General features: G+C 67.6%; 14 protein-coding genes. 12 read left to right on the forward strand and 2 right to left on the reverse strand.

Annotated elements, in window-relative coordinates; all coding sequences use genetic code 11:
* The coding region (locus ACXJKM_RS12385; protein WP_457352647.1) for a hypothetical protein at nt 1–509 on the reverse strand (509 nt) is incomplete at its 3' end.
* A 581-nt stretch (nt 510–1,090) separates the two neighbouring features.
* Here ACXJKM_RS12385 and dgoD point away from each other — a divergent pair.
* From dgoD to ACXJKM_RS12445, 12 genes are all read left to right on the forward strand, one after another.
* Nucleotides 1,091–2,239, forward strand: a complete 1,149-nt coding sequence (dgoD, locus tag ACXJKM_RS12390; protein WP_056202424.1) for a galactonate dehydratase — start codon at nt 1,091–1,093, stop codon at nt 2,237–2,239.
* Nucleotides 2,233–3,132, forward strand: coding sequence for a 2-dehydro-3-deoxygalactonokinase (locus ACXJKM_RS12395; protein ID WP_457352649.1), 900 nt, complete (start codon nt 2,233–2,235; stop codon nt 3,130–3,132). Before dgoD ends, ACXJKM_RS12395 begins: the two co-directional genes overlap by 7 nt.
* A 1-nt stretch (nt 3,133) precedes the next feature.
* The gene (locus tag ACXJKM_RS12400) at nt 3,134–3,751 is read left to right on the forward strand and encodes a 2-dehydro-3-deoxy-6-phosphogalactonate aldolase (protein ID WP_056202418.1); all 618 of its coding nucleotides are present in this window, start codon (nt 3,134–3,136) and stop codon (nt 3,749–3,751) included.
* A gap of 36 nt (nt 3,752–3,787) precedes the next feature.
* Nucleotides 3,788–6,181, forward strand: a complete 2,394-nt coding sequence (locus tag ACXJKM_RS12405) for a beta-galactosidase (protein ID WP_457352651.1) — start codon at nt 3,788–3,790, stop codon at nt 6,179–6,181.
* Between the two features lie 83 nt (nt 6,182–6,264).
* The gene (locus ACXJKM_RS12410) at nt 6,265–7,170 is read left to right on the forward strand and encodes an SMP-30/gluconolactonase/LRE family protein (protein WP_457352653.1); all 906 of its coding nucleotides are present in this window, start codon (nt 6,265–6,267) and stop codon (nt 7,168–7,170) included.
* 26 nt (nt 7,171–7,196) lie between these two features.
* The gene (locus ACXJKM_RS12415) at nt 7,197–8,171 is read left to right on the forward strand and encodes an arabinose ABC transporter substrate-binding protein (RefSeq protein ID WP_457324440.1); all 975 of its coding nucleotides are present in this window, start codon (nt 7,197–7,199) and stop codon (nt 8,169–8,171) included.
* Between the two features lies 1 nt (nt 8,172).
* The gene (gene araG / locus ACXJKM_RS12420; RefSeq protein ID WP_457324438.1) at nt 8,173–9,684 is read left to right on the forward strand and encodes an L-arabinose ABC transporter ATP-binding protein AraG; all 1,512 of its coding nucleotides are present in this window, start codon (nt 8,173–8,175) and stop codon (nt 9,682–9,684) included.
* A gap of 2 nt (nt 9,685–9,686) precedes the next feature.
* Complete coding sequence (araH, locus tag ACXJKM_RS12425) at nt 9,687–10,667, forward strand: L-arabinose ABC transporter permease AraH (protein ID WP_457352654.1); 981 nt, start codon at nt 9,687–9,689, stop codon at nt 10,665–10,667.
* A gap of 170 nt (nt 10,668–10,837) precedes the next feature.
* A complete protein-coding gene (locus ACXJKM_RS12430; RefSeq protein ID WP_457324439.1) occupies nt 10,838–11,605 on the forward strand; it encodes an SDR family oxidoreductase in 768 nt (255 codons plus the stop codon).
* Nucleotides 11,602–12,552: a LysR family transcriptional regulator gene (locus ACXJKM_RS12435; protein WP_457352656.1), complete on the forward strand. Its 951-nt coding sequence runs from the start codon at nt 11,602–11,604 to the stop codon at nt 12,550–12,552. The genes ACXJKM_RS12430 and ACXJKM_RS12435 overlap by 4 nt, the downstream gene beginning before the upstream one ends.
* Nucleotides 12,553–12,601: 49 nt before the next feature.
* Entirely contained in the window at nt 12,602–14,020 is a 1,419-nt protein-coding gene (locus ACXJKM_RS12440) for a dihydrolipoyl dehydrogenase (protein ID WP_457352658.1), read from the forward strand.
* A gap of 18 nt (nt 14,021–14,038) precedes the next feature.
* A complete protein-coding gene (locus ACXJKM_RS12445; protein ID WP_457352660.1) occupies nt 14,039–14,809 on the forward strand; it encodes an exodeoxyribonuclease III in 771 nt (256 codons plus the stop codon).
* Nucleotides 14,810–14,836: 27 nt separating this feature from the next.
* Here the strand turns inward: ACXJKM_RS12445 and ACXJKM_RS12450 are convergent, their stop codons facing one another.
* Nucleotides 14,837–15,049, reverse strand: coding sequence for a DUF4287 domain-containing protein (locus ACXJKM_RS12450; RefSeq protein WP_057301230.1), 213 nt, complete (start codon nt 15,047–15,049; stop codon nt 14,837–14,839).
* Nucleotides 15,050–15,062 lie beyond the last annotated feature (13 nt).

Here is a 15,062-nt window from a genome sequence, read left to right on the forward strand (position 1 = left end):
TCGCCCAGGCCGTAGACGTTCTCGCCCACGCCCAGCGACAGCTGGTCGTGGACGTGGTGGCGCACCAGGCCGTCCTTGCCGGCCCACTGGATGAAGCCCAGGCCGCGCCAGTCGCTCTTGGTCAGCACGCGATCGCCTTCGCGGAAGGTCAGGCTCCAGCCGTCGCCCTTCTTGACGTCGACCGAGAGGGCGCCGCTGGTCAGCGTGGCCTGGGTGTCGCCGTTGTCGATCTGCACTGGATGCTTGCCAGCGCCGGGCATGGGGATGTGCAGGCGCGGCGCGCTCGACGCGGCGTAGTGCTCGACGCTGACGCGGATGACGCCGGGCAGCGGCGAGCTCAGCGTCACGGTCAGCGTGGGGCCCTGCAGCGTGTCGCCGCGGTGCTTGATGGGGCGGGTCGTGGCGAGCACGACCAGGCGGTCTTCGTGGACTTCGATCGCATAGGCCTCGGCCGCGTAATGTGCGGCCACGCCCGGCTGATGCATCCACTGTCCGTCAGTGAACTTCATGATGAATCAATCTTCCTTGTTGTCTCCGGTCGGCCGGTATTGCATTTGGTCAGACCGAAGTTGAGCATACAACACGCCCGGTCTTACCAAACAAATGGACAAACAAGACGCAAGGCGAAACAACCGGCAGACGGTTCGTCGGCCCGCATGCAGTGCAGATTGCACGAACACAGCGCGTTGGCTCCGCCTCCCACCAGGTACCGCATCGTTCCATGCCCGCAATGCATAGGGTTAACCCTTGTTGATATGGTGAAAACCCTAAGATGCGATCCGTCAACAACGAAGAAAGGGAAACAAATGGAACTGCTGATCGTGACTTTGGTGCTGGCGACGCTGGCGATCGTGGGTCAACTGGGCGACGCCGTGAGTGGCCAGTACAACAGCAAGCGCGACTGAAGTCGCACTGAAACGGGCATGTGAACCGCGTGCCGCAACCGCTCAAGGGCTGCTTCTGCAGCCCTTTTGCTTTTCGGCGCCTATCCACCAATATGAAATCCATATAGCCGCTGGCAAAGATTCGATATTTCAGAACTAGCAGCCCCTCCTAAGCTTTCGGCCGTTCCTGCACCAGTCATGGCCCCATGAGAATCACCAAGCTGACGACCTACCGCCTCGCCCCGCGGTGGATGTTCCTGAAAATCGACACCGATGCCGGCATCAGCGGCTGGGGCGAGCCCGTCATCGAAGGCAAGGCGCGCAGCGTCGAAGCTGCCGTGCATGAGTTCGAGCCCTATCTGATCGGGCAAGACGCCTCCCGCATCAACGACCTCTGGCAGGTCATGTATCGCGGTGGTTTCTACCGCGGTGGCGCCATCCTGATGAGCGCCATCGCCGGCATCGACCAGGCGCTGTGGGACATCAAAGGCAAGGCCCTGGGCGCACCGGTGCACCAGTTGCTCGGCGGCTTGGTGCGCGACAAGATGAAGGTGTATTCCTGGGTCGGCGGTGACCGGCCGGCCGATGTCATCCGCGACATCAAGCGGCTGCGCGAAGGGGGCTTCGACACCTTCAAGATGAACGGCTCCGAGGAGATGGGCCTCATCGACAGCGCCCGCAAGGTCGACGAAGCCGTGGCCCGCATCGCCGAGATCCGCGAAGCCTTTGGCCACGACATCGAGTTCGGCATCGACTTCCACGGCCGCATCGGCGCACCGATGGCCAAGGTCATGCTGAAAGCGCTGGAACCCTACCGGCCGCTGTTCGTCGAAGAGCCCGTGCTGGCCGAGCAGGACGAAACCTACGCCCGCCTGGCTGAGCACACCGCCATCCCGTTGGCGGCCGGCGAGCGCATGTATTCGCGTTTCGAGTTCAAGCGCGTCTTCCAGGCCGGTGGCCTGTCGATCGTGCAGCCGGATCTTTCTCACGCCGGCGGTATCACCGAGTGCCACAAGATCGCTGCGATGGCCGAAGCCTACGACGTGGCCTTCGCGCCGCATTGCCCGCTGGGGCCCATCGCGCTGGCCGCCTGCCTGCATGTCGACTTCGTCTCGCACAACGCCGTGCTGCAGGAGCAGAGCATGGGCATCCACTACAACCAGGGCGGCGAGCTGCTCGACTACGTGCTGAACAAGGAAGACTTCCACATCGAGAACGGCTACATGAAGCCGTTGACCAAACCGGGTCTCGGCGTGGTGGTGGACGAAGAGAAGGTCATCGAGGCCAGCAAGACGGCGCCCGACTGGCGCAACCCGCTGTGGCGCCACGCGGACGGGAGCGTCGCCGAATGGTGATGGATGGCGGCCGCCTCATCGCGCTCGACTGGGGCAGCACGCGGCTGCGTGCCTTCCTGCTGGGCGCCGACGGTGCCGTGCTGGCGACGCGCCAATCCGAGCAGGGCGCCTCGACGCTGGCCGGCGCAGATGCTTTTGCCCAGGCGCTGGCCGCCGTGACCGATGGCTGGCCCGGGCTGCCGATGCTCGCCTGCGGCATGGTCGGCAGCCAGCATGGCTGGCGCGAAGCGCCCTATGCGCCCTGCCCGGCCGACGCCGCCGCGCTGGCTCGCCAGGCATTGCAGGTCGATGCCAGGTTCTGGATCGTGCCCGGCCTGATGCATGACGGCGCCCAACCGGATGTCATGCGTGGCGAAGAGACCCAGATTGTTGGCGCCTTCGCCTTGCATCCCGAGCTGGCCGAACAGGCCTGCCTGGTGCTGCCAGGCACGCACTCGAAGTGGGCGCGCGTTGAGGCTGGCCAGGTGACGGGTTTTGCGACCCACATGACCGGCGAGCTCTACGCGCTGCTACGCCAGCATTCCGTGCTCGCCCGCTTGATGCCAGCGGACGGCAGTTCGGCGCCCTCCTCCCAGGCGTTCCTGGCTGGCGTCGATGCAGCGCGCGAGGACGAGGCCCTGAGCCACCAGCTTTTTGCCGTGCGCACGTTGGGCCTCTTCAAGCGCTTGCCCGCGGAGCAGTTGCCCGACTACCTCTCCGGCCTGCTGATCGGCCACGAGATCGCCAACGAACTGAAGGCCGCCACGCCCGAGCGTCTGGCCCTCATCGGCGACCCGGCGTTGTGCGCACGATATGCGCTCGCCCTCGGCCGTTTCGGCATGGACGAGCCGCTGCAACTCGACAACACCGCGCCCGCCGGCCTCTGGCGGCTGGCGCAAACCATGGGGCTTTGACATGCTCGACCAGGCACTGCAACAACTCCCCCTCGTCGCCATCCTGCGCGGCGTCAAGCCTGACGAAGTCGAGGCCATCGCCGACACCCTCTACGCCGAAGGCTTCCGCGTCATCGAGGTGCCCCTGAACTCGCCCCAGGCGCTGGACTCGATCGCCCGCCTCGCACGCCGCATGCCCAACGACGCGCTGATCGGCGCCGGCACAGTGCTCAGCGCCGACGCGGTGCGTGATGTGCAGATCGCCGGTGGCCGCCTCATCGTCATGCCGCATGCCGACGTCGCCGTCATCCGCGTGGCCAAGGCGCGTGGCCTGGCCTGCATTCCCGGCGCGGCCACGCCGACTGAAGCCTTTGCGGCCCTGCAGGCCGGCGCCGACGCGCTCAAGCTCTTCCCGGCCGAGCTGGTCACGCCGCCGGTGCTCAAGGCCATGCGTGCCGTGTTGCCGCGCGAGCTGAGCCTGCTGCCGGTGGGCGGCATCACACCCGAGACGATGGCCCCGTACAGGCAAGCGGGCGCCGCCGGCTTCGGGCTGGGCTCGGCGCTCTACAGCCCAGGCCTGACGGCATCCGACGTGGCACCGCGGGCAAGAGCTTTCGTGCAGGCCTGGCGCGCGCTCTGACACGCGACAAAAAAAGATAACGACACCGGAGACTCCATGAACCGCACGCTCACGCTGTGCGCAGGCTTGGTGCTGCTCGCTCTTGGCCAGGCCAGCGCCGACACGCTGCTCAAGCTCGATGCCCGCGCCGCCGCTCCGGCGCCGACAACCGGCCACCTGCAGCTCGGCACGGCACGCTCGCCTCAGGGCCAGACGCTGGACGTCAACAGCCAGTACCTGCTGCGCGACGGCAAGCCTTGGCTGCCGGTCATGGGCGAGTACCACTACAGCCGCGCACCCGCCTCGCAATGGGATACCCAGCTGCGGCTGATGAAGGCCGCCGGCATCGACATCGTTGCGAGCTATGTGTTCTGGAACCACCACCAGGAGCAGCCCGGCGCCTTCAACTGGAAGGGCACCCACGACCTGCGCCGCTTCGTGCAACTGGCCCAGGCCGCCGGCTTGCAGGTCGTCGTCCGGCTGGGCCCCTGGGCGCACGGCGAGGCCCGCTACGGCGGCATTCCCGACTGGGTCGTCGACAAGATGCCCACGCGCGGCAACGACCCCGAGTACATGGGCCATGTCGAGCGCCTGTACGCCGAGATCGGCGTGCAGCTCAAGGGCCTGCTGTGGAAGGACGGCGGTCCGGTCGTCGGCGTGCAGCTGGAGAACGAATACAACGTCCGCGGCCCTGGCAAGGGCGAGGACCACATCAGCGCACTAAGGAAGCTCGCGCTGAAGGCCGGCATGGATGTGCCGCTCTACACCGTCACAGGCTGGGACGGCACCGTCTACCCGTCCGGCGAGGTCACCCCCGTCTTCGGTGGCTACCCGGATGAGCCCTGGGCCACCAGCACTCGGGAGCTGCCGCCCAAGGAGACGCACGCCTTCCGCTTCAGCACCCGCGTCAGCGGCGATCTCGGCGCGCAGACCCAATCACACGCCCCTGGCACTGCCGAGACCGACAAGGACAAGGTGCCCTTCCTCGGCGCCGAATACGGCCCCGGCCTGCCAGCGATGTACCGCCGCCGCACGCTGGTGTCGCCCGACGACATTGCGGCCATGCTGCCCGTGCAGCTGGGCTCGGGCGTCAACCTGTTCGGCTACTACATGTTCCACGGCGGCCGCAACCCGGTTGGCGTGGGCGGCACCGGCCTGGAGGAAAGCACGCTCAGCGGCGGCTACAACGACACGCCACGCATCAGCTATGACTTCCAGGCGCCGCTGGGGCCTGACGGTCAGCAGCGCCCGGTACTGACCAAGCTGCGTCCCTTCCACTATTTCCTGCGCGAACACGGCGCCGCGCTGGCGACGATGACGGTACGCCAGCCCGAGCGCTCGCCGACCAACCCGGCCGACCTGCAGACGCCGCGCTGGTCCGTGCGAAGCAAGGGCGACGCCGGCTTCCTGTTCTTCAACAACCATGTGCGCCAGTACGCCATGCCGGCGCAGGTCGGCGTGCGCTTCGAGCTGCAGCTGCCGGGTGGCACGGTGACGCTGCCGAGCACGCCGGTCGACATTCCCAATGGCGCCTATTTCATCTGGCCCATCAACCTCGAGCTCGACGGCGTGATGCTGCGCCACGCGACGGCCCAGCCGGTCACGCGCCTCGACGCGGGCGCCCAGGGCATCGTCCATGTGTTCGCAACGACGGCCGGCGTCCCCGCAGAGTTCGCGCTGCCCGACGGCATCAGGACGCTGAAGCCGGACGCGAACCAGCTGCAGCGCATCGGCAGCCGCGACGGCCGCGCCGTCAGCGTGCTGCTGCTGGCGCCGGAACAGGTGGAGCAGTTGAACGTGCTGGAGATTGCCGGGCAGCGCCGGCTCGTTTTCAGCGAGCAGCAGGCCTGGGTGGCGGACGGCAAGCTGCAACTGCGCGGCATCGGCCCGCAGCCGCTTCGCGCCGCCGTCTTCCCTGCCCTGCCCGGGCCGCGTGCGGTCGGCCTGAAGGTCGGTCAGAACGGCCTGCTGCAACGCCTGGAGCTGGCGGGCGACAACGCCCAGCCGACGCTGCAGATCAGCCCCACCCGCCCGGCCCGGGCCGTGCCACCCGTGTTGAAGGGTGGCCTGGCCAAGGCGGCCGTGCAGCCTATTCCCGAGGCATTTGCCGCGGCGGCGACCTGGTCACTGAAGCTGCCCCAGCCGCTGGCGCCGAACGCGGAAGACGTGCTGCTGGAACTGGACTTCGTCGGCGACATCGGCCGCGTCTTCGCCGGCAGCCGGATGCTGGACGACTGGTACTACAACGGCCAGCGCTGGCAGATCGGCCTGCGCCAGTTCGCGCTGCAGCCGGGTGCCGAATTGCAGCTCAGCGTGCTGCCGCTGCGCGGCGATGCGCCGGTCTACATCGACGCGGCCCATCGGCCCGCCTTCGCCGCCGGCCAGACGCAGGTCGCCGAATTGCGCGGCGCCCGGCTGCTGACGGTCAGGCGTGCAGCGATCGCGCCCTGAGCGATCGATATTCCGAATCTGGATAGTTAAGCCCGGACATTCGATTTGTGCCGAATGGAACCGCTCCGTAACCTGGACTTCTGATGACATTGAACGGCGACCTTGAACTGACCTTGCCACAGGGCGCCCTTCTTGGTGAGGGCCTGCTCTGGCATGGCGGCCGCTGGTGGTGGACGGACATCGAGGCGGCGACCCTGTTTGCCTGGCAGCCGGGCGCGGCGGGACCACTGTCATGTCGCCTACCGGATCGCCTGGGCAGCTTCGCCCATTGCCGCTCGGGCCGCGTGTTGCTGGGCCTGGCCAAGCGCCTGGCTCTCGCGACGCTGGGCGACAACCTGGATCTTGGCCAGCTGCAGACCGCTGCCCCGGTCGACGCCGCCGAGCCGCGCACGCGCATCAACGACGGGCGCACCGACCGGCGCGGCAACTTCGTCTTCGGCACGATGAACGAGGCCCAGGAGCGCCGGCCCAAGTCCACGATCGCCAGCTTCTACCAATACTCCATGGCCCACGGCCTGCGCCGCCTGGCCTTGCCGGCGGTGGCGATTGCCAACAGCGTCTGCTTCAGCCTGGACGGCCGCACGATGTACTTCTGCGACACGCTCTCCCAGCGCATCCAGCAGTGCGATTACGACGCCGACACGGCCCAGGTCGACAACGTCCGCCTGTTCACGGCGATGGACCAGGACGACGCCTGGCCCGATGGCTCGGTCGTCGATGCCGAGGGCTGCCTGTGGAACGCCCAATGGGGCGCTGGCCGTGTAGCACGCTACGACCCCGAGGGCCGGCTGATGGGCGTGTTGCGCGCCCCGGCCGCTCACACCAGTTGCCCCGCCATCGGCGGTGAAGGCATGGACCAGCTGATGCTCACCACCGCCCGCACGGAGCTGAGCCGCGACGCTCTCGCCGCCCAGCCGCTGTCCGGCAGCCTGTTCGGCTTGCGCCTGCCCACGGCGCTGGGTGTGCCTGACGCCCTGTTTGAAGACTGACGGAAGACTAGGAGACAACAATGAAGATGCAACGACGCGCCGCACTGGCCCTGGCCCTGCTTGCCACCCCCTTCGCGCTGCAAGCGGCCGAACCGGTCAAGATCGGCTTCCTCGTCAAGCAGGCCGAAGAGCCCTGGTTCCAGGACGAATGGCGCTATGCCGAGCAGGCCGCCAAGGACAAGGGCTTCACCCTCGTGAAGATCGGCATCCCCAACGGCGAAAAGATGATGGCCGCCATTGACAACCTGGCGGCACAGAAGGCCGTCGGCTTCGTCATCTGCGCGCCTGATGTGAAGCTCGGCGCGGCCGTCAACCGCGCCGCCAAGCGCCACAACCTCAAGGTCATGTCGGTGGACGACCAACTCGTCGACGGCGCCGGCAAGCCCATCGCCGACATCCCCCACATGGGTATCTCGGGCTACGAGATCGGCAAGCAGGTCGGCCAGGGGCTGCTGGCCGAGATGAAGGCACGCGGCTGGAAGCTCGACGAGGTGGGCGTGCTGCGCGTGGCCTTCGACCAGTTGCCCACGGCGCGGGATCGCACCATGGGCGCGGTGGATGCGCTGAAGGCTGCCGGCGTGCCGGTCGCCAATGTGGTCGACGCGCCCCAGGCCAAGACCGACACGGAGAGCGCCTTCAACGCCGCCAACATCGCCTTCACGAAGAACGCCAAGTTCAAGAAGTGGGTGGCCTTCGGCCTGAACGACGAAGCGGCCTTGGGCGCCGTGCGCGCCGCGGAAGGCCGTGGCATCAAGCAGGACGCGATGCTGGCCATCGGCATCGGCGGCAGCCAGACGGCGCTCAACGAGTTCACCAAACCGACGCCGACCGCCTTCTACGGCACGGTGCTGATCAGCCCGAAGCGCCATGGCTACGAGACCGCCGTGGCGGTGTATGAATGGGCCACAGCGGGCAAGGCGCCGCCGCCCGTCACGCTGACCAGCGGCACGCTGATGACGCGCCAGAACCAGGCCGAACTGCGCAAGCAAATGGGCCTCTGAAATGTCTTCCTTGCAGTTCGACAACATCAGCAAGCACTTCCCCGGCGTCAAGGCGCTGAACGGGGTGAGCTTCGAGGCGAGGGCTGGCCAGGTGATGGGCCTGCTCGGCGAGAACGGCGCGGGAAAAAGCACGCTGCTGAAGATCCTCGGCGGGCAGTACAAGCCCGATGGTGGCCGGCTGCTGATCGATGATCAGGAGCGCCACTTCACTTCGGCTGGCGACGCCATCGCCGCCGGCGTGGCCATCATCCACCAGGAGCTGCAGTACGTGGCCGAGTTGACGGTGGCCGAGAACGTGCTGCTCGGCCGCCTGCCGACACGCCTAGGCCTCGTCGACCACAAGGCCGCGCGCCGGCTGGTGGCCGAACAACTGGCAGCCATCGGCGTGGACCTGGACCCCGCCTCGCGCCTGTCGGAGCTGTCCATCGCCCAGCGCCAGATGGTCGAGATCTGCAAAGCCGTCATGCAGGACGCCAAGGTCATCGCCTTCGACGAGCCCACCAGCAGCCTGTCGCACCGCGAGACCGGAATCCTGTTCCGGCTGGTGAAACGGCTGCGCGCCGAAGGGCGCACGCTGATCTACATCTCGCACCGCCTCGAAGAACTGTACGAGCTATGCGACGCCTGCACCATCTTCCGTGATGGCCGCAAGATCGTCACGCACGAGGTCATGGCCGAGGTGCCGCGTGAGCGCCTGATCGCCGACATGGTCGGCCGCGAGCTGCAGGATATCTACGACTACCGCAGCCGCCAGCAGGGCCCGATGCGGCTTGAAGCGCGCGGCCTGCAAAGCGACCGCCTGCCCACGCCACTGAGCTTTGCCGTGAGAGCCGGCGAGGTGTTGGGCTTCTTCGGCCTGGTCGGCGCCGGCCGCAGCGAGCTGATGCGCCTGCTCTACGGTGCCGACGCGCGCCGCGGCGGCGAGGTGCTGCTCGACGGCCAGCCGGTGCGGGCCCACAGCCCGGCGGACGCCATCGCCGCAGGCATCGTCCTCTGCCCCGAGGACCGCAAGGAACAGGGCATCCTGGCGCACAGCTCGGTCGCCGAGAACATCAACATCAGCTGCCGCCGCCACGGCCTGGCGGGTGGTGTCTTCCTGCGCCACGGCCAGGAAGCGCAGCGCGCTGACGACTTCATCAAAAAGCTGCGCATCAAGACACCGAGCCGTGAGCAGGAGATCCGCCTGCTGTCCGGCGGCAACCAACAGAAGGTCATCCTCGCGCGCTGGCTGGCCGAACCAGGGCTGAAGGTGCTCATCCTCGACGAGCCGACCCGCGGCATCGATGTGGGTGCCAAGAACGAGATCTACAAGATCATCCACGACGTGGCGGCCTCGGGCTGCTGCGTCATCGTCATCTCCAGCGAGCTGCCCGAAGTGCTGGGCATCACCGACCGCCTCATCGTCATGCGCGACGGCCGCATCAGCGGCGAACTGGACCGCGCCAACGCCAGCGAGACCGCCGCACTTGCCCTGGCCTTGCCTGACGGAGCGCCCACCGCACCACTGCATTGATCATGAACACGACCACTCTCACGCCCCGCCCTGCCATGTCCTCGACGTCCCGCGCCCTGCTCAAGGAACACAGCATGACGCTGGGCTACGGCCTGCTCTTCGTCGTGCTGGCCTTCACCGTCGAGAACTTCTTCTCCAGCGCCAACATCGTCGGCCTGCTGCTGTCGGTCGCCCAGATCGGCATGGTGGCCTGCACCATGATGCTGTGCCTGGCCTCGCGAGACTTCGACCTCTCGGTGGGCTCAACCATCGCCTTCGCCGGCGTGCTCGGCGCCATGGTGCTGGAGCGCACCGGCAGCGTCGGCCTGGCCATCGGCGGCGGGCTGCTGGCCGGCGCGCTGATCGGCGCGGGCAATGGCGTGCTGATCGCCTATCTGCGCGTCAACGCGTTGATCGCCACGCTGGCCACCATGCTGATGGTGCGGGGCCTGGCCTTCATCGCGTCCAAGGGCCAGGCCGTGGGCATCGCCGACGAAGGCTTCATCAGCTTCGGCGACACGAGCCTCCTGAGCCTGCCGCTGCCGATCTGGATGACGGGCTTCAGCTTCCTCATCTTCGGCGTGCTGCTCAATCACACGGTGTTCGGCCGCAACACGCTGGCCATCGGCGGCAACCCCGAGGCGGCACGCCTGGCGGGTGTGCGCGTGGAACGGCTGCGCGTGTGGATCTTCCTGCTGCAGGGCGTCGTCACGGCGTTGGCGGGCCTGATCCTGTCGGCCCGCATCACCAGCGGCCAGCCCAACGCGGCCACGGGCTTCGAACTGGACGTCATCTCGGCCTGCGTGCTGGGCGGCGTGTCACTGCAGGGCGGCAAGGCGCGCATCTTCGGCGTCGTCATCGGCGTGCTCATCATGGGCACAGTCGAGAATGTCATGAACCTGCTCAACGTCGACGCGTTCTATCAATACCTCGTGCGTGGCCTCATCCTGCTGGCCGCCGTCCTTCTCGACCAACTGAAGACCCGAGGCGAACGCCGTGGCTGACATGGCGCCCCTCGCCCAAGGATTACCTTGGTCGGTCCCCCGCCGGGACGGCGATGCTTGCGGCATTGAGCCGCAAGCACATCGCCAGCGCGGGCCGGCTAGGGAGCGGCCCGTCGCTCGGCCCGCAAATACGACGAACCGTGGGACGTTCGCCACGATGGAAAGCTGAGATGAGTTCACGTCTGCAAGGCAAGGTCGCGCTGGTGACCGGTTCCACCCAGGGCATCGGCAAGGCCATCGCCCGGCTCTTTGTCGCCGAGGGCGCCAGAGTCATCCTCAACGGGCTGGCAGCCGACGAGGCGCTGGGCGCGGCGTTGGTGCAGGAGCTGGGCGATGACAACGCCATGTTCATCGCCACCGACATCGCCGATGAAGCCGCCGTGCGCGCGATGGCTGCGCGCGGCGTCGAGCGCTTCGGCACGATCAACGTGCTCATCAACAACGCCGGCATGGACGTCTTCGCCGAGCCGCTGGCGATGACGACGGCCCAATGGCAACGCTGCTTCGCCGTCGACCTCGACGGCGCGATGCACTGCAGCCGTGCCGTGCTGCCCGGCATGCTGGAGAGCGGCGGCGGCAGCATCGTCAACGTCGCCTCGGTGCACGGCCACCGCATCATCCCCAACGCCTTCCCCTATCCCGTCGCCAAGCACGCACTGATCGGCATGACCAAGGCGCTGGGCATCCAATACGCCGCGCACAACATCCGCGTCAACTCCATTTCGCCGGGGCTGATCCTGTCCGAGCGTGTCGTCGAGTGGCTGGCCAACTCACCCGAGGACGCCAAACGGCAGGTCGAGCTGCTGCCGCCCAAGCGCATCGGCGAGCCCATCGAGGTTGCCTACACTGCGCTCTTCCTCGCCAGCGACGAAGCCCGCTTCATCAACGCAACCGACATCCTCATCGATGGGGGCCGGTCGCAGCTCTATCACGAATGACTGACCCGCGCTCGGATCGCTTTGTCCGCTCCCACCTGAAGACCCGCCAGCTCGTGCTGCTGGTGGAACTCGGTCGGCACGGCTCGATCCTGCATGCCGCCCAGGCCGCCAACCTGACGCAGCCGGCGGCATCCAAGCTGCTGGCCGATCTCGAGCACGCTCTGGGCGTCAAGCTCTTCGAGCGCCTGCCGCGCGGTGTGGCGCCAACCTGGTACGGTGAGGTCATGATCCGGCGCGCCGGCGCGGCCCTGGCCGAGCTGGACGCCGGCCATCAGGAGCTCATGGAACTGCTGTCGGGCCTGTCGGGCCGCGTGGCGGTCGGTTCCGTGCTGACGCCCTCGACGACGCTGCTGCCGGCCGCCATCACGCAGCTCAAGGCGCGCCAGCCGCGGGTGCATGTCGCCATCTCGGTGGACACCAGCAAGCTGCTCATCCAGCATCTACAGAACGGTGAGCTCGACCTCGTCATCGGCCGGGTGCTGGACAGCGAGTCGGCCGCCCAGCTCAGCTTCGAGCCGCTCACCGACGAGCCGCATTGCCTGGTCGTGCGCGCCGGCCACCCGCTGTCCGACCGTCGCGACCTCACCCTGCCCGAGCTGGCCCGCCAGAGCTGGATCCTGCCGCCCGGCGGCAGCATCCTGCGCGACCGCCTGACCGCCCTGTTCCTGTCCGCCGGCCTGGACCAGCCCCAGCAGACCGTCGAGACCCTGTCCCTGCCTGTCATCACCAGCCTGCTGGGCCAGTCCGACATGTTGTCGGCCCTGCCCGAAGAGCTGGTCAAGCCCTATCTGGAGGCGGGTTTGTTGGCTGTGCTCAACTTCGACCTCGGCCTGCGCATGGACGCGTATGGCATCGTCACCCGCCGCGGCCATCAGCTGTCGCCGGGGGCGGAGCTGATGCTGAACTGCCTGCGCGAGGAAGCCGCGCGGCGCGGCCTGCACACCTGACGCGGCAGCGGCTATCCTGCCCAGTCGGACACTCAGGAAGCCCAGCACCGTGACCTTCTCCTGCGACGTCGCCATCATCGGCGCCGGCACTGCCGGCATGGCTGCCTACCGCGCCGCGCGCGCCCACACCGACCGCGTGCTGCTGATCGAGGCCGCCCACTACGGCACCACCTGCGCGCGTGTCGGCTGCATGCCCAGCAAGCTGCTGATCGCTGCGGCCGAAGCGGCCCAGGCCGTGCGCGAGGCGCATCGCTTCGGCGTGCAGGCCGAGGCGCCGCGCATTGACGGCCGGGCCGTCATGCAGCGGGTGCGGGACGAGCGCGATCGTTTCGTCGGTTTCGTGCTCGAGACGGTGCATGGCTGGCCGGAATCCACGCGGCTTTTCGGCCGGGCGCGCTTCCTCGCCCAAGGCGTGCTGGACGTTGATGGCCAGCGCGTCGAGGCCCGCACCGTCGTTATCGCAACCGGCTCCCGGCCCTTCGTGCCGGCGGGCTGGCGCGAACGGCTGGGTGCCAGGCTGATCGTCAATGACGATGTCTTCGACTGGGTCGACCTGCCGAAGTCGATCGCTGTCGTCGGCGCCGGCGTCATCGGCCTGGAGCTGGCCCTGGCCCTGCACAAGCTCGGTGTGCGCGTGCGCCTGTTCGCTCGCGGTGACCGCGTCGGGCCGTTGACCGATCCCGAATTGCAGCCGCTGGCCCAGAAGCTGTTTGCCGAAGACCTGCCATTGACGTTGAGCGCCACGCTGGACCCGACGCCGGACGGCGACCAGGTGCTCGTCGGTGGCGAGCGCTTCGATGCCCTGCTCTGCACGGCAGGCCGCCAGGCCAATCTCGACGGCCTGGGGCTGGAGACCCTGAACCTGCCACGCGATGCCCAAGGCCACCCGCTGATCGACCGCCACACCAGCCAGTGGGGCGGCATGCCGGTCTTCATCGCCGGCGACGTCACCAACGACCGGCCATTGCTGCACGAAGCGTCGGACGCCGGCCGCATCGCCGGCGACAACGCGGCGCGCTGGCCCGATGTGCACAGTCGCCCACGCCGTGCGCCGCTGGCGATCGTCTTCAGCGAGCCGCAGATCGCCATTGCGGGGGCAAGCCATTCGGAGCTGGTCGCCACGGGCCGCGACTTTGACGTCGGCCGCGTCAGCTTTGCTGATCAAGGCCGCAGCCGCGTCATGCTCGTCAACCGCGGCGGCCTGCATGTCTATGCCGAGCGCGGCACGGGCCGGTTGCTGGGCGCCGAGATGATCGGCCCGGCCGCGGAGCACCTCGGCCACCTGCTGGCCTGGAGCGTGCAGCGCGGCGACACCGTGCAGCAGATGCTGGACTGCCCCTTCTATCACCCGGTCGTGGAGGAAGGCCTGCGCACGGCGCTGCGCCAGCTGCACAGCGATCTCCACCTGCCTGCGCCGCCCATCGAGAACTGCATGGACTGCGATACCGAGGCCGAGGTCGGCGGCTGACGACGCTAGGATCACAGGATGAAGAAGTTCGCTACCTGGAACGTCAATTCCCTCGCCGTCCGCCTGCCGCAGGTGCTGGACTGGCTGGCTGCCCACCCCGTCGATGCGCTGGTGCTGCAGGAGACCAAGCTCACCGATGACAAATTCCCGACCATGGAGATCGGCGAGGCCGGCTACCAGGTGCAGTGGTTCGGCCAGAAAACCTACAACGGCGTCGCGCTGATCAGCCGTGAACGCGCGGATGACGTCGTCAAGAACATCACCGGCTTTGCCGACGAGCAGGCCCGGGTCATAGCCGGCACCGTGGGCGGTGTGCGCGTCATCGGTGGCTACTTCCCGAACGGCCAGGCGCCCGACAGCGACAAGTTCACCTACAAGATGAACTGGCTGACCGGCCTGCGCGGCTGGTTGATCGAGGAAATGAAGCAGCACCCCGAGCTGGTGCTGATGGGCGACTTCAACATCGCGCCCGAGGACCGCGACGTCTACGACCCCGTCGCATGGGCTGGCCAGATCCACTGCACGCCGCAGGAGCGCGAGCACTTCCAGCAGCTCATAGCCCTGGGGCTGACCGACGCCTTCCGGCTTTTCGAGCAGCCTCCCAAGAGCTGGAGCTGGTGGGACTACCGCAACCTGGCCTTCCGCAAGAACCAGGGCCTGCGCATCGACCACATTCTCGTCAGCGAGGCTTTGAAGCCCCGCGTGACGGCCTGCGAGATCGACAAGCTGCCGCGCAAGAACGAGCGGCCGAGCGACCATGCGCCGGTCATCGTCACCCTCGACGACTGACCTCGGATAGCGCGCGGACGACGCGGGCTACTTCTTCGCGAGGACCCAGGCCACCAGCGCATTGGCGTGTCCGTGGCCCATCTCGTGCTCGGCCTTCAACAGGTTGACCAGCTCCATGTGCTTCAACGGCCCGGCCCGGGTGATGACCTGTTCCCAGTGCGCGATGGGCTGGCCGTATTTCTTCTCGATGGAGGGGAAATAGGAGGCGGGGCCCTTGACCTTGTTGTCTTGCGTTGCCATATCGATACCCTTC

It is taken from the genome of Roseateles sp. P5_D6, from assembly GCF_054049415.1.